The sequence below is a fragment of the Streptomyces sp. NPDC037126 genome, assembly GCF_055605965.1.
The window spans coordinates 262687-281208 of the sequence record NZ_JBVJTD010000010.1 but is presented as its reverse complement, the minus strand read 5'-3'; the positions used below and the strand labels follow the sequence as shown (position 1 = coordinate 281208).

The 18522-nt window shown below is 71.8% G+C and carries 12 protein-coding genes and 1 pseudogene; 3 read left to right on the top strand and 10 right to left on the bottom strand.

What is annotated here, in order from left to right:
* Nucleotides 1–22: 22 nt before the first annotated feature.
* From ACZ7FF_RS23400 to dxr, 5 genes are all read right to left on the bottom strand, one after another.
* Entirely contained in the window at nt 23–553 is a 531-nt protein-coding gene (locus ACZ7FF_RS23400) for a GNAT family N-acetyltransferase (protein ID WP_470814191.1), read from the bottom strand.
* Between the two features lie 20 nt (nt 554–573).
* Nucleotides 574–1422, bottom strand: a complete 849-nt coding sequence (locus tag ACZ7FF_RS23395) for a GNAT family N-acetyltransferase (protein WP_470814190.1) — start codon at nt 1420–1422, stop codon at nt 574–576.
* Nucleotides 1423–1513: 91 nt separating this feature from the next.
* Nucleotides 1514–2671, bottom strand: a complete 1158-nt coding sequence (ispG, locus tag ACZ7FF_RS23390; RefSeq protein WP_470814189.1) for a flavodoxin-dependent (E)-4-hydroxy-3-methylbut-2-enyl-diphosphate synthase — start codon at nt 2669–2671, stop codon at nt 1514–1516.
* A 170-nt stretch (nt 2672–2841) separates the two neighbouring features.
* Entirely contained in the window at nt 2842–4146 is a 1305-nt protein-coding gene (locus ACZ7FF_RS23385; RefSeq protein WP_470814188.1) for a M50 family metallopeptidase, read from the bottom strand.
* The gene (gene dxr, locus ACZ7FF_RS23380; RefSeq protein WP_470814187.1) at nt 4143–5414 is read right to left on the bottom strand and encodes a 1-deoxy-D-xylulose-5-phosphate reductoisomerase; all 1272 of its coding nucleotides are present in this window, start codon (nt 5412–5414) and stop codon (nt 4143–4145) included. The genes ACZ7FF_RS23385 and dxr overlap by 4 nt, the downstream gene beginning before the upstream one ends.
* A gap of 277 nt (nt 5415–5691) precedes the next feature.
* On the opposite strand from dxr, the gene ACZ7FF_RS23375 reads away from it, so the two are divergent.
* On the top strand, nt 5692–6159 hold the full coding sequence (locus tag ACZ7FF_RS23375) for a hypothetical protein (RefSeq protein WP_470814186.1): 468 nt from the start codon (nt 5692–5694) through the stop codon (nt 6157–6159).
* 31 nt (nt 6160–6190) lie between these two features.
* Here the strand turns inward: ACZ7FF_RS23375 and ACZ7FF_RS23370 are convergent, their stop codons facing one another.
* The 4 genes from ACZ7FF_RS23370 to ACZ7FF_RS23355 form a co-directional block, all read right to left on the bottom strand.
* Nucleotides 6191–8128, bottom strand: coding sequence for an acyl-CoA dehydrogenase family protein (locus tag ACZ7FF_RS23370; protein WP_470814185.1), 1938 nt, complete (start codon nt 8126–8128; stop codon nt 6191–6193).
* A gap of 232 nt (nt 8129–8360) precedes the next feature.
* A complete protein-coding gene (locus tag ACZ7FF_RS23365) occupies nt 8361–9806 on the bottom strand; it encodes an aldehyde dehydrogenase family protein (protein WP_470814184.1) in 1446 nt (481 codons plus the stop codon).
* 126 nt (nt 9807–9932) lie between these two features.
* The gene (locus ACZ7FF_RS23360; RefSeq protein ID WP_470814183.1) at nt 9933–11576 is read right to left on the bottom strand and encodes a PucR family transcriptional regulator; all 1644 of its coding nucleotides are present in this window, start codon (nt 11574–11576) and stop codon (nt 9933–9935) included.
* A gap of 110 nt (nt 11577–11686) precedes the next feature.
* Entirely contained in the window at nt 11687–14116 is a 2430-nt protein-coding gene (locus ACZ7FF_RS23355) for an ATP/GTP-binding protein (RefSeq protein WP_470814182.1), read from the bottom strand.
* A gap of 260 nt (nt 14117–14376) precedes the next feature.
* Here ACZ7FF_RS23355 and gabT point away from each other — a divergent pair, with 260 nt between their 5' ends.
* Together gabT and ACZ7FF_RS23345 are read left to right on the top strand one after the other, a co-directional pair.
* Complete coding sequence (gene gabT, locus ACZ7FF_RS23350; protein ID WP_470814181.1) at nt 14377–15711, top strand: 4-aminobutyrate--2-oxoglutarate transaminase; 1335 nt, start codon at nt 14377–14379, stop codon at nt 15709–15711.
* Between the two features lie 381 nt (nt 15712–16092).
* Nucleotides 16093–16617, top strand: a pseudogene (locus ACZ7FF_RS23345) (phosphatase PAP2 family protein); the annotation flags it as partial.
* 55 nt (nt 16618–16672) lie between these two features.
* Here the strand turns inward: ACZ7FF_RS23345 and ACZ7FF_RS23340 are convergent.
* A complete protein-coding gene (locus ACZ7FF_RS23340; RefSeq protein ID WP_470814180.1) occupies nt 16673–18478 on the bottom strand; it encodes a chitinase in 1806 nt (601 codons plus the stop codon).
* Nucleotides 18479–18522 lie beyond the last annotated feature (44 nt).

The following is an 18522-nucleotide window of genomic DNA, read 5'->3' as shown; positions in this document are numbered from 1 at the left end:
GGCGTGTTCCGGTGGAAATCGGTTAGCGCCTGCGCAGCGGCAGGGGGGCGCCCATCACCGCGTACGGCCGCGGCGCGCTCGGGAAGTGGACCCGGCGGGCGAGGTCCTCGTAGCCGAGGGAGTGGTAGAGGCCGCGGGCCGGGCTGTCGGTGTCGATCGCCGAGAGGATCGAGCGGGGTTCGGCGGCGGTGTCGGTGATCCTCGTGATCAGGCGCCGCCCGATGCCGCGGTTCTGCTGGTCGGGGTGGACGTGCAGTTCCGTGATCACGAAGGAGTCGTCCAGCCAGAAGTCGTTGCCGCCGGCCCGCAGATAGGGCTCCACGACCGTCGACCACCAGTGCGTCCGGCTGTTCGGCATGCCGTAGACGAAGCCGACGAGAAGTCCCCCGACGGTCGCGCCGAGGGCCCGCGCGCCCTGGTACTGCATGTGCCGCTGCACGATCTGCCGGCGTACGGCGACCTCGTCGGGGCCCAGGCCGAAGGCGACGGCTTGGACTGCGAGGGCCTCGTCGACGCGGGCTGCGAGGTCCAGGGGGCCGATCACGAGGTCCATGCCGGGAGCGTACAGGGGGTTCAGAACAGCACACTCATGAAGGCGCCCACCTCTTGGAACCCGACCCGCAGGTAGGCCCTGCGCGCCGCCGTGTTGAAGTCGTTGACGTACAGGCTCACCACCGGGGCCACGTCCGCCAGCGCGTAGCGCAGCACCGCCGCCATGCCGGGGGCCGCGAGGCCCATGCCCCGGTACTCCGGGGCCACCCAGACGCCCTGGATCTGGCAGGCCTGCGAGGTCGCCGCGCCGATCTCCGCCTTGAACACGACCCTGCCGTGCTCGTCGAGGCGGGCGAAGGAGCGGCCGGAGCCGACGAGTTCGGCGACGCGGGCCTGGTACAGCAGACCGCCGTCGCCGGCCATCGGCGAGACACCGACCTCCTCGGTGAACATCGCCACGCACGCCGGCATGATCGTCTCCATCTCGTCCTTGCGGACGCGGCGGACGTACGGGTCCGGGGCGATGCCGTCGGGCATGTGGTCGGTGACCATCAGCGGCTGCTGGGCGCGGACCTCGCGGGCGGGGCCCCAGTGGGGCTCCAGCAGACGCCACAGCTCGGCGGTGGACTCGGCGGGGCCGACGATGGAGGAGCAGCGGCGGCCGGCCCGCCGGGCGCGGTCGGCGAAGGCGCGGACGGCGCGGGGGTTGGCGCAGATGGGGACGAGGTTGGCGCCCGCGTAGCACAGGGCCGTGAGCATGCCGTCCTCGTACCAGCCCCACATCTCGCCGCCGAGGCGCCACGGGTCGAGGCCCGCCACCTGGACCCGTGAGGTCACGAAGGCGTTCGCGACCGGCTCGCGGTCGAGGACGGCGAGCGCGGCGTCAAGGTCGCTCGGTTCGAGCACCCGGGAGGTGGTCTGGGTCAACACGTGCGGGGCCTCATCCTGGGGTTCTGCTGATCCCCGCACTGTACCTGGCGATCGTGTGCGCCGCCGCCCCCGAGGAGCGGCGCCAGAAGGGTCAGTCGGCGACCGAGACCGACGGTTCGCCCGAGGTCACGCCGTCCTTCTCCATCTGCTCGGCCAGCTTCATGGCCTCTTCGATGAGGGTTTCGACGATCTTGGACTCGGGGACGGTCTTGATGACCTCGCCCTTCACGAAGATCTGGCCCTTGCCGTTGCCGGAGGCGACGCCGAGGTCTGCCTCGCGGGCCTCGCCGGGGCCGTTGACGACGCAGCCCATGACCGCGACGCGCAGCGGGACCTCCATGCCGGTCAGGCCGGCGGTGACCTCTTCGGCGAGCTTGTACACGTCGACCTGGGCGCGGCCGCAGGACGGGCAGGAGACGATCTCCAGGCCGCGCTGGCGCAGGTTCAGCGACTCCAGGATCTGGATGCCGACCTTGACCTCCTCGGCGGGCGGGGCCGACAGGGACACGCGGATGGTGTCGCCGATGCCCTGGGAGAGCAGGGCGCCGAAGGCCACCGCCGACTTGATCGTGCCCTGGAACGCCGGGCCCGCCTCGGTCACGCCGAGGTGGAGGGGGTACTCGCACTGCTCGGCGAGCTGGCGGTAGGCCTCGATCATCACGACCGGGTCGTTGTGCTTGACGGAGATCTTGATGTCGCGGAAGTCGTGCTCCTCGAAGAGGGACGCCTCCCACAGGGCCGACTCGACCAGGGCCTCGGGGGTCGCCTTGCCGTACTTCTGGAGCAGGCGCCGGTCCAGGGAGCCGGCGTTGACGCCGATGCGGATCGGGGTGCCGTGGTCCTTGGCGGCCTTGGCGATCTCCTTGACCTTGTCGTCGAACTGCTTGATGTTGCCGGGGTTCACACGGACCGCGGCGCAGCCCGCCTCGATCGCGGCGAAGACGTACTTGGGCTGGAAGTGGATGTCCGCGATGACGGGGATCTGGGACTTCCTCGCGATGGTGGCGAGGGCGTCGGCGTCGTCCTGGGTGGGGCAGGCGACGCGGACGATCTGGCAGCCGGACGCGGTCAGCTCGGCGATCTGCTGGAGGGTGGCGCCGATGTCGGACGTACGGGTCGTGGTCATCGACTGGACCGAGACGGGCGCGTCTCCGCCGACCGCCACGCTTCCGACCTGGATCTGCCGGCTCTTCCGGCGCTCGGCGAGCTTGGTCGGAACGGACGGCATGCCGAGAGAAATCGCAGTCATCTGCTGTGCAACCCCAAGTCGTGGATCAAGGTCCGGTCCCGTTCTACGGCGGGCTCCAGGCTTCGAGATTACGGCACCGCGCTCGGCCCCAGCACATCCCACCCGGTAAACCCACCCGATGGAAGGCGCCCCGCGACCCAGGGTCCCGGGACGCCCCCAACATGGGATGGCTAGGAGATTTTGACGGGGTTAACCACGTCGGCGATCAGGACGAGGATGGTGAAGCAGACGAAGATCCCCGCCACCACGTACGCCACCGGCATCAGTTTGGCCACGTCGAAGGGGCCCGGGTCGGGGCGGCGGAGGACGCGGGCCAGGTTGCGGCGCAGGGACTCCCACAGGGCGCCGGCGATATGGCCGCCGTCGAGGGGGAGCAGCGGGAGCATGTTGAACAGGAACAGGGAGAGGTTGAAGCCGGCGAGGAGCATCACGAACATCGCCAGCTGCTGTGAGGCGGGGATGTGCAGGGTGGCGATGTCGCCGGTGATGCGGGCGGCGCCGACGATGCCCACCGGGGAGTCCGGTTCGCGCGGGCCGTTGCCGAACGCCGCGTTCCACAGCGCGGGGATCTTGCCGGGCAGCGCGCCGAGGGAGTCGACGGCGTCGCCGACCCGGTCGGTCATCCAGGTCACGGAGTCGCCGAAGCCCAGTTTGACGACGCCGGTGGCGGAGCTGAAGCCGAGGAAGCCGGCCTTGACGTACTTGCCCGCGACGTAGGTGCCGCTGGAGTCCTTCTGGGCGACCATGTTGGTGGCGATCGTGGCGTGCAGGGTGACCTGCCTGCCGTCGCGCTGGACGACGATCGGGACGTTCTTGCCGGCGCTGTCGCGGATGAGGTCCGACAGCTTGTTCCAGTCCTTGGTGGGCGTGCCGTCGAAGGAGACGATCCTGTCGCTCTTCCTCATGCCGGCGGCCTCGGCCGGGGAGGCGGGGTCGGACTTCTTGCAGCTGTCGCGGTGCTCGCTCTGCGCGATGACGCAGGGCGAGACGGAGGCGACGGTGGTGGTCTGCTGCTGGATGCCGAAGCCCATGAGCACCGTGAAGAACAGGGCGATCGCGAGGATCAGGTTCATGAACGGGCCGGCGAACATGACGATGACCCGTTTCCACGGCTTGCGCGTGTAGAACATGCGCGTCTCGTCACCGGCCTGCAGTTCCTCGAAGGCCGCCGAGCGGGCGTCCTCGATCATGCCGCGCCAGGGCGAGGTGGAGCGGGCGGAGACCCGGCCCTCGTCGTCGGGCGGGAACATGCCGATCATGCGGATGTAGCCGCCGAGCGGGATCGCCTTGACGCCGTACTCGGTGTCGCCCTTCCTCCGTGACCACACGGTGGGGCCGAAGCCGACCATGTACTGCGGGACGCGGATGCCGAACAGCTTGGCGGTCGACAGGTGCCCCAGCTCGTGCCACGCGATCGAGACGAGCAGGCCGAACGCGAAGACCACTATGCCGAGGATGAACATCAAGGTCGTCATGCACGCGCCTCCGCGGTCGCCGTCGTGCCGGTGAGTTCGCGGGCCCGGGCGCGGGCCCAGGTCTCCGCTTCGAGGACGTCCGACACGGCCAGGGAGGTTCCCGCGGCCGGGGTGCCGTGTTCGTCGACCACCCGGGTGACGGTCTCCATGATGCCGTTGAAGGGCAGCGCGCCGCTGCGGAAGGCCTCGACGCACTCCTCGTTGGCCGCATTGAACACCGCCGGGGCCGTCCCCGCGAGCTGCCCCACGTGCCGGGCGAGGCCGACGGAGGGGAAGGCCTCGTGGTCCAGTGGGAAGAACTCCCAGGTGGAGGCCTTGCTCCAGTCGAACGCGGGGGCCGCGTCCGGAACCCGTTCGGGCCAGCCCAGACCGATGGCGATCGGCCCGCGCATGTCGGGGGGCGTCGCCTGGGCGATCGTGGATCCGTCGGTGTACTCGACCATCGAGTGGACATACGACTGCGGGTGCACGACCACCTCAATGCGGTCGAACGGAATGTCGTAGAGGAGGTGTGCCTCGATGACCTCCAGGCCCTTGTTGACGAGGGTCGCGGAGTTGATGGTGATCACCGGGCCCATCGCCCAGGTGGGGTGGGCGAGGGCGTCCTCGACGGTCACGTTCGCCAGCTCGGCCTTGGTGCGGCCGCGGAAGGGGCCGCCGGAGGCGGTGACGACCAGCTTGCGCACGTCGGCGCGGGTCCCGCAGGCGAGGGACTGGAAGAGGGCGGCGTGCTCGGAGTCGACGGGGATGATCTGGCCCGGCTTGGCGAGCGCCTTGACCAGCGGGCCGCCGACGATCAGCGACTCCTTGTTGGCGAGCGCGAGCGTGCGGCCGGCCTCCAGGGCGGCCAGGGTGGGCGCGAGGCCGATGGAGCCGGTGATGCCGTTGAGCACGGTGTGGCAGTCGGAGGCGGCGACCTGCGTGGCCGCCTCGGGTCCGGCGAGGATCTCGGGCAGTGGCTCGCCGGGGCCGTACCGCCCGGCGAGCGCCTCGCGCAGGGCCGGTACGGCGTCCTCGCGGGCGACCGCGACGGTCCGCGCCCGGAGCCGGTGGGCCTGCTCGGCGAGGAGGGCGACCCGGCCGCCGTTCGCGGAGAGGGCGGTGACCCGGAAGCGGTCGGGGTTGCGCAGCACGAGGTCGATGGCCTGGGTGCCGATGGATCCGGTGGAGCCGAGGATCACCACGTCCTTGGGGCCCTCGCCGGCGAGGGGGTCGTAGACGAGGTGCGGGTCGGCGAGGGGTGCCGGATGGGCGGGACTGTCGGTCATCCCCCCATTGTTGCCGCAAGGGGCGGCGGTCCGGACAGGGTGTCCCCCGGGCGGGCGCGTTCGCGGCTTTCCTCACCGATGAGGTGTTTTCCCGTTGCGAAGTCGATATGAAGATCGCACGGGGGTGCGGCGGGCCGCGCGGAGATCCGCACCGGCCACTGTCCCGGTCGTGTACCGGTACTCCGGAATTCGCGCGTGCCGGGCGCCGGCAGATGGCATGCTTCCCGTTGCGGCCCGCCCAACAGGGCCGCAACGGGGAGGAGTCACGTTGAACCGCATGCGCACCACCGCCACCGTCCTGGCCACGGCCGGCCTGCTCACGGCCGGCCAACTCGGCCTGGCCTCGGCCGCGTCGGCCGCGACGGTCGCGCCGAAGAGCGCCAGCTGCCCGATCGACCTGGTCTACCCGAGCCGCTTCTACATCGACTCGCACGGCTGGGTCACCAACGGCGGCCTGTACTTCGGCATCAAGAACAAGAGCACGACCAAGAACTTCGGCTCCGTGACGTTCACCGTCACGGATGTGAAGAACATCCGCTTCGGCACGGCCAAGGCCACCGGCGGCAAGGTCACCCACCGGACCAGCACCACGGTGTCCGTGTACACGGGGACGCTGAAGAAGAAGACGAGCCTCGGTGTGCGGGTGCAGACGCACCTGCTCAACACCCGTTCCTACAAGGTGAAGTTCACCCTGAAGGGCAAGGGCTGGAACTGCGCCGGCGACCAGGGCACCTGGGGTTCCTGACCCAGGCGCCCTGCCGACGGACGGGTGAGCCCTACGCGCCGAAGGGGCGGCGGGCGTTCTCCCGTGTGGACGGTCCGGGGGTCGCGTCGGCGATCCACGGGCCGTCCTCGGACGGGTCGACGATGCCTTCCTCCAGCCAGGTGTACGCCCCGCCGAGGACGCCCTTGACCACCTTGCGGTCGAGGTCGTCGGTGTTGTTCCACAGCCGGCCGAAGAGTTCCTCGACGCGGATGCGGGACTGCCGGCAGAAGGCGTCGGCGAGCTGGTAGGCCTCGCGGCCGTGGTCGCCGGCGGCGCGCAGCCGCTCGGCCCGGACGCAGGCCGCGCTCATCGCGAACAGCTCCGCGCCGATGTCCACGATCCGGCCGAGGAAGCCCTGCTTGGTCTCCATGCGGCCCTGCCAGCGGGACATGGCGTAGAAGGTGGAGCGGGCCAGCTTGCGGGCGGCTCGCTCGACGTAGCGCAGGTGGCCGGAGAGGTCGATCCCGTGCCGGAACTCGCCGTACGAGGTGGGCAGCTGGCCGGGGCCCGCGACCAGCCTGGGCAGCCACTTGGCGTAGAAGACGCCCGCGTTGGCACCCGCCCTCGCCTTGTCGGAGAGCGGCTTGTCGGGGTCGATGAGGTCACCGGCGACCGAGAGGTGGGCGTCCACCGCCTCGCGGGCGATGAGGAGGTGCATGATCTCCGTGGAGCCCTCGAAGATGCGGTTGATGCGCAGGTCGCGCAGGATCTGCTCGGCGGGGACCGCCCGTTCGCCGCGCGCCTTGAGGGACTCGGCCGTCTCGTAGCCGCGGCCGCCGCGGATCTGGACCAGTTCGTCGGCCATCTGCCAGGCCATCTCGGAGCCGTAGAGCTTGGCGAGGGCGGCCTCGATGCGGATGTCGTTGCGGTCCTCGTCGGCCATCTGGGAGGACAGGTCGAGCACCGCCTCCAGGGCGAAGGTGGTCGCGGCGATGAAGCTGATCTTGGAGCCGACGGCCTCGTGCAGCGCGACCGGCTTGCCCCACTGCTCCCGCTCCGCCGACCATTCGCGGGCGATCTTCAGGCACCACTTGCCGGCCCCGGCGCACATCGCCGGAAGTGAGAGGCGGCCGGTGTTGAGGGTGGTGAGGGCGATCTTCAGGCCGGCACCCTCGGGGCCGATCCGGTTGGCCGCGGGGACCCGGACCTGGTGGAAGCGGGTGACGCCGTTCTCGATGCCGCGCAGGCCCATGAAGGCGTTGCGGTTCTCGACGGTGATGCCCTCGGAGCCGGCCTCCACGACGAACGCGGTGATACCGCCCTTGTGGTCCTCGGACCTCGGCACCCGGGCCATGACGACGAGCAGGTCGGCGACCACCCCGTTGGTGGTCCACAGCTTCACGCCGTCGAGGACGTAGTGGTCCCCGTCGGGTACCGCAGTGGTGGCGAGGCGGGCCGGGTCGGAGCCGACGTCGGGCTCGGTGAGCAGGAAGGCGGAGATGTCGGTGCGGGCGCAGCGGGGCAGGAAGGCGTCCTTCTGCTCCTGGGTGCCGAACATCTTCAGCGGCTGGGGCACGCCGATGGACTGGTGGGCGGAGAGCAGGGCGCCGACCGCGGGGCTGGCGGAGCCGACCAGGGCGAGGGCCTTGTTGTAGTACAGCTGGGTGAGGCCGAGGCCGCCGTACTTCGGGTCGATCTTCATGCCGAGGGCGCCGAGTTCCTTGAGGCCGTCGACGACCTCGTCGGGGATGCGGGCCTCGCGCTCGATGCGGGCGGAGTCGACGGTCGACTCGCAGAAGGCGCGCAGTTTGTCGAGGAACTCCTCACCGCGCCGGACGGATTCGTCGTCGGGCAGCGGGTGGGGGTGGATGAGGTCGAGCCGGAAGCGCCCGAGGAAGAGCTCCTTGGCGAAGCTGGGCTTGCGCCAGTTCTGCTCCCGGGCGGCCTCCGCCACCTGTCGGGCCTCGCGTTCGGTGACGGTGGTGCGTCGGGTGGTGGGGGCGGACATGAGGCTCACCTCGCCGCGAAGAGGGATGATTGCGGACCGTTCGTTACCGACCAGTGCTACTGGATCGTTGGTACCCGAAACGGGCCGCCCTCACCACCCCTCGCGGTCCGATCGGTCGACGCGGGGCCTTCACGAAGCCACCCGGCGAGGGTCCCGACAACACGCGAAAGGGAACGGCCGCAGCCCCCGCACAGTGGGCTGCGGCCGTTCTGGCTGACCTGTCCGTGGCAGGTCAGAGCGCGAGGCCGGTGAGAACCAGTACGCGCTCGTAGGTGTAGTCCTCCATCGCGAACCGGACGCCTTCGCGGCCGACGCCGGACTGCTTGGCGCCGCCGTACGGCATCTGGTCGGCGCGGTAGGACGGGACGTCGCCGATCACCACGCCGCCGACCTCGAGGGCACGGTGGGCGCGGAAGGCGACCTGGAGGTCGTGGGTGAACACGCCTGCCTGGAGGCCGTACTTGGAGTCGTTGACCGCGGCGAACGCCTCGGCCTCGCCGTCCACCTTCTGCACGGTGAGGACGGGTCCGAAGACCTCCTCGCAGGAGATGGTGACGTCCGCGGGCACGTCGGTGAGGACGGTCGGCGCGTAGGAGGCGCCGTCGCGGTCGCCGCCGGTGAGGAGCGTGGCGCCGGCCTCGACGGCCTCCTTGACCCAGGACTCGACGCGCTGGGCGGCGTCCTCGCTGACCAGCGGGCCGACGTCCGTCTTGGCGTCGCTCGGGTCACCGGTGACCTGGGCCTCGACGGCGGCGACGACGCGGGGCAGCAGGCGGTCGTACACCGACGCGTCGGCGATCACGCGCTGCACGGAGATGCAGGACTGGCCGCCCTGGTAGTTGGAGAAGGTCGCGATGCGGGTGGCGGCCCAGTCGAGGTCGGCGTCGGAGGCGTAGTCGCCGAGGACGACCGCGGCGCCGTTGCCGCCCAGCTCCAGGGTGCAGTGCTTGCGCGGCACCGAGTCCATGATCGCGTAACCGACCTTCTCGGACCCGGTGAAGGAGATGACCGGCAGGCGCTCGTCCTGGACGAGGGCGGGCATGCGGTCGTTGGTGACCGGCAGGATCGACCAGGAGCCGGCCGGCAGGTCGGTCTCGGCGAGCAGGTCGCCGAGGATCAGGCCGGAGAGCGGGGTGGCCGGGGCCGGCTTGAGGATGATCGGCGCGCCGGCCGCGATCGCCGGGGCGATCTTGTGGGCGCACAGGTTCAGCGGGAAGTTGAACGGCGCGATGCCGAGCACGACGCCCTTGGGGAAGCGGCGGGTGAGCGCGAGCCGGCCCTGGCCGCCGGCGTCGGTGTCGAGCCGCTGGGCCTCGCCGCCGTTGAACCGGCGGGCCTCCTCGGCGGCGAACCGGAACACCGAGACGGCGCGGCCGACCTCGCCGCGGGCCCACTTGACCGGCTTGCCGTTCTCGGCGGAGATCAGCTGGGCGATCTCCTCGGTGCGCTCGGCGAGCCGCTTGCTGACGTGGTCGAGGGCGGCGGCGCGTACGTGCGCCGGGGTCGCGGCGAACTCGTCCCGCACGGCGTACGCGGCGGCCACGGCCTCCTCGACCTGGGCGTCGTTCGGCACGCTGACCTTGCCCACGAGCCGGCCGTCCCAGGGGGAGGTGACGTCGAAGGTGTCCTCGCCGGTGACCTGGCGGCCGGCGAGCCAGAAGGCGTAGGTGGAAGTCATGTGCGAGTCCCGGCCCTTCCGCGTTTGGGGGTGTGCTTGGCTTTCGTGGTCCACGGTAGGGCTGGGGCGGTCGGCGGTCGCTTGTCCGAGTCGTAGCAGTAGGCGGGCCGGGTACTACTGTTTGGACTACTCGGTGGAGGTCGCCTTCAGAGCGAGCCAGAGTTCCATGCGGACGTCGGGGTCGTCGAGGGAGCGGCCGAGGATCTCCTCGACCCGTCGCATCCGGTACCGCAGCGTGTGCCGGTGCACCCCCAGGTCCGCGGCGGCCGCGTCCCACTGCCCGTGCCGGGACAGCCATGCCCGCAGCGAGGCCACCAGGTCGCCCCGCCCGGTCGCGTCGTGCTCGTGCAGCGCGCGCAGCAGACCGTCGGCGAACGCCTTGACCGCGTCGTCGGCCAGCAGCGGCAGCACGGACCCGGCGGCCAGCTGCTCGTGCTCCACCAGCACCCGGCCCCGGCGCCGGGCCACCGACAGCGCCTGCTCGGCCTGCTTGTAGGCCGCCGCGGCGGCGATCGGCCCGGCCGGGGCGGACAGGCCGACGACCAGTTCGTCCTCGTCGGCCGCGTGCTCGGGCAGCGCGCGAGCACGCTCCAGGTCCGCCGCGTACCCGGCGCAGGCGGCCACCGCCGCGCCGCCGTCCACGGCCAGCACCACCAGCCGCTCCCCGTCCGGGACCACCAGCACGGCCTCCCCGGAGCGCGCGGCGGCGGACTCGACGGCCTCCGTGAGCGTGCCCAGCGGGTCGCCACCCGGTTCGGCGGTGGGCCTGGACTTGGGCACCGGCACGCGCGCGTGGGCGTCCACGTGCGCCCGCGCGGCCGAGCCGGGCACCGACTCGGCGACGATCATCCGGAACGGCGCGTCGAGCAGCCCGCCGTACAGGTCCCCGGCCACGGCCCGGGCGTGGTCGGGCTCCCCGGCGAGCAGCATGCGCAGCACCGCGGTGCCGATCCGCTGCTCGGCGGCCTGCAGGGAGCGGGAGCGCTCGGTGACCAGGGTGAGCAGGGCGATGGCGGAGTACACGGCGTAGCGCTCGGCGGTGCCGAGGGCGGCGGCCGTGCCCACGGCGAGGGCCGCGCGGGGGCGCCGTCCGGTGCCGAGGCTGTGCAGCTCGACGCGGTCCTCGTTGTCCGGGCCGCCGACCACGGAGGAGGCGGGCGCGGGCCGCTCCCGCAGCCGTTCGACCTCCGCGGTGATCCGGGCGGCCCGGCGGCCGGCCCACTCGGGCGCGGCGGCGACGACGGCGCCCGAGGCGTCGTAGAGCGCCGCCCAGCCGTCGACCTGAGCGGCGAGCGCGGTGAGCAGTCCCTCGGGGCCGGAGTTCAGCGCCTGCCTGGTCAGCTCGCGCTGGGCGGCGAAGCCGTCCGTGACGGCCCGGTACTGGTCGGCGGCGATGGCCGCCGAGACGGCCTTGCTGATGGCGAGGAAGGGGGTGCGGCGCGGCACCTCCAGCAGCGGCAGCCCCTCGCGTTCGCAGGCGTCGACGAGGGGCTTGGGGATGTCCTCGTAGTTGACGCCGACGGCGAAGCCGAGTCCGACGACGCCCGCGCCGGCCAGCCGCCGTACGTAGCGGCGCATCGCCTCGGGATCCTCCGCGTCCAGTTTGAGCGCGGTGATCAGCAGCAGCTCGCCGCCCTCCATGTACGGCACGGGGTCGGCCAGCTCGCTGACGTGCGCCCAGCGCACGGGCACGTCGAGGCGGCCCTCGCCCGCGCGCACGGTGAGCTTCAGCGCGGAGTGGTGGACGAGCGAGGCGAGCGTCGGGGGCATGAGGCCTTCACGGTGAGGGGGATCCGGTGAACGAGGTGATCTTTTGGCCGCCACGTATGAACGACCACTGCCGATTCTGCCTCACCGTACGAGCCCCCGCCGGGCCTCCCTCAGCTCCGCAGATCCACCAGCAGGGGCGGCGCGTGCTCACCCTGCACGGTCGTCAACGACAACACCGCGTGCCCCGCGGGCACCCCGTGCGCCAACTCGGAAGCGGACCAACGCTCCCGCTCGACCTGACGGACGGTGACGGCCTCCGTGGTCACCGCCTTGCCGGTCACCAGCTTGCGCAAGGCGTGGATGGCGCGGGTCATCGGCTGGTCCGCGAAAACGGTGTGCCGGGCCACGTCGCGGGTCTCCACCCACTGCGTGCCCCAGGCCTCCGCGAACCTGCTGCCGTCCCATGTGGTGACCCCGGAGAAGGCCATACGGCAGCCGACGGCGGCGTACAGCGGCCCGTGCAGCGCCTCGGGGACGTCGCCGACCGTGCGCAGCGCGAGTACCACGCCCGCGTCGCGGGAGCGCAGCCGCTGGATGCCGCGCACGGACGCGGTCGTCACGGCGCCGGTGGCGTCGTCCAGGACGAGGCAGGCGAAGTGGTTCCGCTCGCCCGACGCCGCCACGGCGCCGAACTGGGCGAGCACCAGCCGTGTGATGATCCGGGACGCCTCCTCGTGTCCGCGGTCGGGCAGGTCGATGCGGACGCGCAGCGGGTGGTGGGCGACGGCACGCAGCGAGAACGGCCGGGCGTCGCCTCCGTCCGCACCCAGGAACTCGGCGAACGCCGGCCGGTCCAGCACGGCGAGCCGGTCGGCCAGGACCGGGCCGGGGTCGCCCGCGGTGCCGGACTGCCGGGCGCGGGCGTCGAGTTCGCGGCGCATCGCGGCGTGCCCGTCCTCCCCCAGCGCGTCGCGGAGAGCAGCGAGGGCCGAGGGCTCGCCTTCCAGGAGCTCCCGCAGTACGGGCAGTGCCGGGAAGCGTCCGTACGCCGCCCTGTACGGGCCGAGCAACTGGGCCAGCGCGGTGGCCGCCCGCTGTCCGGTCGTCGCGTCCAGGTCGCCGGCCAGCCCCTCCGCCAGGAAGAAGGCCGCCTCGTCGGGGTCCTCGGAGTCCGCGTAGGGGTCGAGGTCGTGCACCGAGGCGGGATCACCGAGGCGTACGACGACGTCGTGGGCGGAGTCGGGTCCGAGTGGGGTGCCGGCCGCGCAGACGGCGACGACGGCGCACCGTCCGGCGAGCGCCTGCAGACCGAGGGACTCGACGACGGGCCGGATCAGGTGGCGCGTCTTGCCGGAGCCGGAGGGTCCGACGGCCAGCAGTGAGGTGCCGAGGCTGTCCGGTGCGAGTGCCGCTCCCGCGCCGCCGTAGGCAAGCGGGGTGCGGTCCCCCGGTGCCCACTGCCCCAGACGCACCTGTGCGGCGAGCAGGTCGTGCTGCGCGGTCCGGCCCCCCGGCAGGTCGCGGGCGCCCGACGGGTGGGTCCAGGCGGCGGCGCCCTCGCGCAGCACCGTGTCGGTGAAGGAGGCGAGCCGGGCCCGGGCCCTGGCCGTTGTCCACATGTGGCCGATCCGGGCGCAGTCCACGTCGTTCATCCGGCCGGCATGCGCTTCGGCGGCGAGCACGTCGGCTGCCTGGTGCTGACCGGCTTCCCGCAGCTCGGGCCATTGCGACGGGCGCCGGTCCACGACCGGCTGAGCGGCCTGGGCAGTCCCGGCCCGAGCGGCGAGGGCCTCCTTCGCGAGCGGCCACCAGCCGCCGACGCGGGAGAACGGCCACAGCACCAGCACGACCACGAGCGCGTACAGCCCGTCCGTGAGCAACCGCGAGCCGAAGACGTCGTAACTACCGGTGATCAGGACGATGAGGGAGAACAGTGGATCGATGACGGGCAGGGCGTCCCAGCCGACTCCGGGGAAGGCGTTCGGGAACACGAAGGCCAGCGCGATCAGCGCGCCCAGGACGGCGATCAGCGCGCGGGCGGGCTGCGGGCGGCGGGTGACGACGTGCCGGACGATGTCGGGCCAGCTGCCCAGACGCGCCATGACGTAGACGAGGATGGCGAAGACCACGCCGTCGGCGACGGTGAGGGCCTCGGCGCCCTGGTACCCCTTCGGTGACGTGGTGCCGCCCCACCACCAGTCGTCCGGTGTGAGCAGCTTCAGGACGGCCCACTGGTAGGGGAGGCTGCCGTGCCGCCACAGCGACCACAGAACCAGGCCCGCCAGCAGCGGGACGACGAAGCCGACGATGGTGACGGGGGCCAGGCGCTGTCCCTGGTGAGCGGCCTTGGGCCTCCGGTAGCCGTACCGCCAGATGCCGGGCTCGACGTCCGGACGGGGCTGGTCCAGCCAGTCGGCGACGGGCATGCGCGGTTGCGGGGTGCTAGAGGCGTACGAGGGCGGCACGTCCGGCGCTCGGGTCGGCCGTGGCGGCGGGGCCGCACCGTGGTACGACCCGGCAGGCCCCTCCAGGGGCGGCGTCGGATGTGGCACCGGCGTCGTATGCGTGCCGCGGGTGTCACGCGTCCCGTCGCTGTCCATCCGCCCTGCCCCCTGACCAGCCGTTCCGTCCACCATCAGCGAGCCAATCTAACGCCCCGGGAAGGGGAGTTCACCGTTTACGTGGCCGTGCGTCCCGAAGAGGCCGCCCGGTCCGGCCGGGTGGCCGACACCCCCGCTATGTCCACCACGGACAACGGCGACTCCGGACAACGCCCACATGGAGCATGCCCACCCCTCTGCCCCCGTCTTAGCCTGCGAGAAAAGAAAGAAAGCGTCCGTAATACCCCCAGGAGCCCCGCATGACCGCACTTCCGCAGGAGCGCCGCGTCGTCACCGCCATCCCCGGCCCGAAGTCGCAGGAGCTGCAGGCCCGCCGTACCGCCGTGGTCGCCCAGGGCGTGGGCTCCACGCTGCCGGTCTTCGTGACGCGGGCCGGCGGCGGTGTCATCGAGGACGTGGACGGCAACAGCCTGATCGACTTCGGCTCCGGTATCGCCGTGACCTCCGTCGGCGCCTCCGCCGAGGCCGTCGTCCGCCGCGCGAGCGCCCAGCTGGCCGACTTCACCCACACCTGTTTCATGGTCACCCCGTACGAGGGCTACGTGGCCGTCGCCGAGGCCCTCGCCGAGCTGACCCCGGGCGACCACGCGAAGAAGTCCGCGCTGTTCAACTCGGGCGCCGAGGCCGTCGAGAACGCCGTCAAGATCGCGCGTGCGTACACCAAGCGCCAGGCCGTCGTCGTGTTCGACCACGGCTACCACGGCCGCACCAACCTGACCATGGCGCTGACGGCGAAGAACATGCCGTACAAGCACGGCTTCGGTCCGTTCGCGCCCGAGGTCTACCGCGTCCCGGTCGCCTACGGCTACCGCTGGCCGACCGGCCCGGAGAACGCCGGCCCCGAGGCCGCCAAGCAGGCCATCGACCAGATCACCAAGCAGGTCGGCCCGGACAACGTGGCCGCGATCATCATCGAGCCGGTGCTCGGCGAGGGCGGCTTCATCGAGCCGGCCAAGGGCTTCCTGCCCGCGATCCGCCAGTTCGCCGCCGACAACGGCATCGTCTTCGTCGCGGACGAGATCCAGTCCGGCTTCTGCCGCACCGGCCAGTGGTTCGCCTGCGAGGACGAGGGCATCGTCCCGGACCTGATCACCACCGCCAAGGGCATCGCCGGCGGTCTGCCGCTCGCCGCCGTCACCGGCCGCGCCGAGATCATGGACGCCGCGCACGCGGGCGGCCTCGGCGGCACCTACGGCGGCAACCCGGTGGCCTGCGCCGGTGCGCTCGGCGCCATCGAGACGATGAAGGAGCAGGACCTCAACGCCAAGGCGAAGAACATCGAGGCGGTCATGAAGTCCCGCCTCGGCGCCATGGCCGAGAAGTTCGACATCATCGGTGACATCCGTGGCCGCGGCGCCATGATCGCCATCGAGCTGGTCAAGGACCGCGCCACCAAGGAGCCGAACCCGGAGGCCACCGCGGCCCTGGCCAAGGCCTGCCACGCCGAGGGCCTGCTGGTGCTGACCTGCGGCACCTACGGCAACGTGCTGCGTTTCCTGCCCCCGCTGGTCATCGGCGAGGACCTGCTGAACGAGGGTCTCGACATCATCGAGCAGGCCTTCGCGCGCGTCTGAGCAGGGGATCCGCGCCCCTGACGGGGGCGCTGCGGCAGGCCGTGTGAAGAACGTGTGCGAGGTGGATGACGGGACGCGATTCCGTCTGCCCAAGCGCCTCGGCCTGCCGTAGGTTCTACCCAGATGAGAGATACACCCCGCCCACAGGGGACTGTGGGCGATCTCAGGACGGGGCCTCCCCAGCTTCGACCTGGTCGTGCCCTCGCGCACACAACCGGCGCCTGACGCCGGGATCTCCTCACCGATCGGACGGTCGCCGCCCCAAACCCCCCGGGGCGTGCGACGTTCCGATCCGGACGGCCGCCTCGGAACGCCCCCCCTGTTCCGGGGCGGCCGACCTCCTTCTCCGCAGGACCCGTGAGACCTGGCAGCCTGTCCCCCATGGCTGTGCTCCCGGTTCTGCTGCTCCTCCTCTTCGCGGTGATCACCTGGCAGGTGGTCGCCGGCGGTCCCCTGCTGCACGCGGACGAGCGGCTCAGCCATGCGCTCCTGCACCCGGACCGGCTCTCCGAGCTGCTCTCGGACCTCGGCGACGTCCAGGTGGCGGTGCCGGTGCTGGTCCTCGCGGCCGGTTCGGTCGCCTGGCGCGGCCGGGCCGCCGGGGGGTACCGGTGGTGGCTGCCCCCGGCCGCGGCGGCCGCCCTCATGGCGCTGGTCCCGGCGCTGGTCGTGCCGCTGAAGGAGTGGGCCGCCCGCCCGGGCACCCCGGCCGTGCCGCCGGGCACCGGCTACTTCCCCTCCGGGCACACCGCGACGGCCGCGGTGGCGTACGGCTGCGCGACCCTGCTGCTCCTGCCCCGGCTGCGCTCCGCGGTGGGCCGCCGGCTGGCGGTCGCGGCCTGCGTCCTGGTCAATCTCGGTGTCGGGTACGGCCTGGTGCGCCGGGGGTACCACTGGCCGCTGGACGTGGTGGCCAGCTGGTGCCTGTGCGGGGCGCTGCTGACCACCCTGTCCGTACTGCTCAGCCGAAGTACGCGTCGAAGGTCTTCTGGAACTCCCAGTTCGAGTACCGGTCCCAGTTCACCGACCACGTCATCAGGCCGCGCAGGGACGGCCAGGTCCCGTGCGTCGCGTACGAACCGCAGTTCGTCCTCTTCGTCAGGCAGTCCAGGGTCTTGGTGACCTCGGCCGGGGGGACGTAGCCGTTGCCCGCGTTCGTCGACGCGGGCATGCCGATCGCCACCTGGTCCGGGCGCAGCGGCGGGAAGACGTCGTCCGGGTCGCCGGCGACCGGGAAGCCACTGAGGAGCATGTCGGTCATGGCGATGTGGAAGTCGGCGCCGCCCATGGAGTGGTACTGGTTGTCGAGGCCCATGATCGGGCCCGAGTTGTAGTCCTGGACGTGCAGCAGGGTGAGGTCGTCGCGCAGGGCGTAGATCACCGGGAGGTACGCGCCGCAGCGCGGGTCCTGGCCGCCCCACTTGCCGGTGCCGTAGTACTGGTAGCCGTTCTGCACGAAGAACGTCTCCGGCGCCATGGTCAGCACGAACCTCGACCCGTATCTGGCCTTCAGGGTCTTCAGCGCGGAGATGAGGTTGACGATCACGGGGGTGGTGGGGTTCTTGAAGTCCATGTCGTTGGTGTCCAGGGACAGCGAGTGGCCCTCGAAGTCGATGTCGAGGCCGTCGAGGCCGTAGTCGTCGATGATCTTCGAGACGGAGGAGACGAAGGCGTCCCGCGCCGCCGTGGTCGTCAGCTGGACCTGGCCGTTCTGGCCGCCGATGGAGATCAGCACCTTCTTGCCGGCCGCCTGCTTGGCCTTGACGGCCGCCTTGAAGTCGGCGTCGCTCTCGGCGTTCGGGCAGTCGGTGACGGGGCAGCGGTTGAAGCGGATGTCGCCGGAGGTGGGCGAGGTGGGCTCGCCGAAGGCCAGGTCGATGACGTCCCAGCTGTCGGGCACGTCGGCGAGGCGGGTGTAGCCGGAGCCGTTGGCGAAGCTCGCGTGGAGGTAGCCGACGAGGGCGTGGGTGGGCAGGCCGGCGGAACCGCCGCCGGTGCCCGTACCCGCGCCGGTGGTGGCGGTCACGGCTGCGGACCTGGGGGACTCACCGGCGTCGTTGACCGCCGTGACCTGGAAGCTGTACGCGGTGGAGGCCGCGAGGCCGGTGACGGTCGCCGAGGTCCCGGTCACCGTCTGGACCTCGGTCCCGTCGCGGTAGACCGCGTAGCCGGTGGCGCCCTCGACCGCCGGCCAGGACAGGCCGACGGAGGAGGAGGTGACGGAGCCGGCGGTGAGGCCGGTGGGCGCGGCGGGCGGCTGCGCGGTGCCGCTGCCGCTCGGGCCGACGAGCGAGATGTCGTCGGCGTAGTAGGTGCCGGTGCCGTACCAGCCGTGCGTGTAGACGGTCATCTTGGTGGTGGCGGCGCCGGTGGTGAAGGTGGTGGTCAGCTTCTGCCAGTCGGGGGCGGACTGGGTCCAGGTGGAGACGTCGGTGGTGCCGGTGCCGCCCGCGCCGAGGTAGACGTACGAGCCGCGGACGTAACCGGACAGCGTGTACCGCGCGTTGGGCTGAACGGTCACCGTCTGGGTGCACTGGGCGTCGTCGTTGCCGGCCGGGGTCGCCTGCAGCGCCGAACTCCCGCTGCGCACCGGTGAGTTCACCGTCGTACCGGCGGTGCAGGTCCAGCCGGACAGGCCGGACTCGAAACCGCCGTCGAGCACCACGTCCGCGTCGGCCGCGCGGGCGGCCGACGAGAGCACGGTGACGGCGGGCACGGCCAGGGCGGTGGCCGTGAGGAGGGCGACCAGGGGTCTTGTGCGGTCCACGGATGCCTCCGGGCATGGGGAGTTGGAGGGTGGAGCGCCCTCAA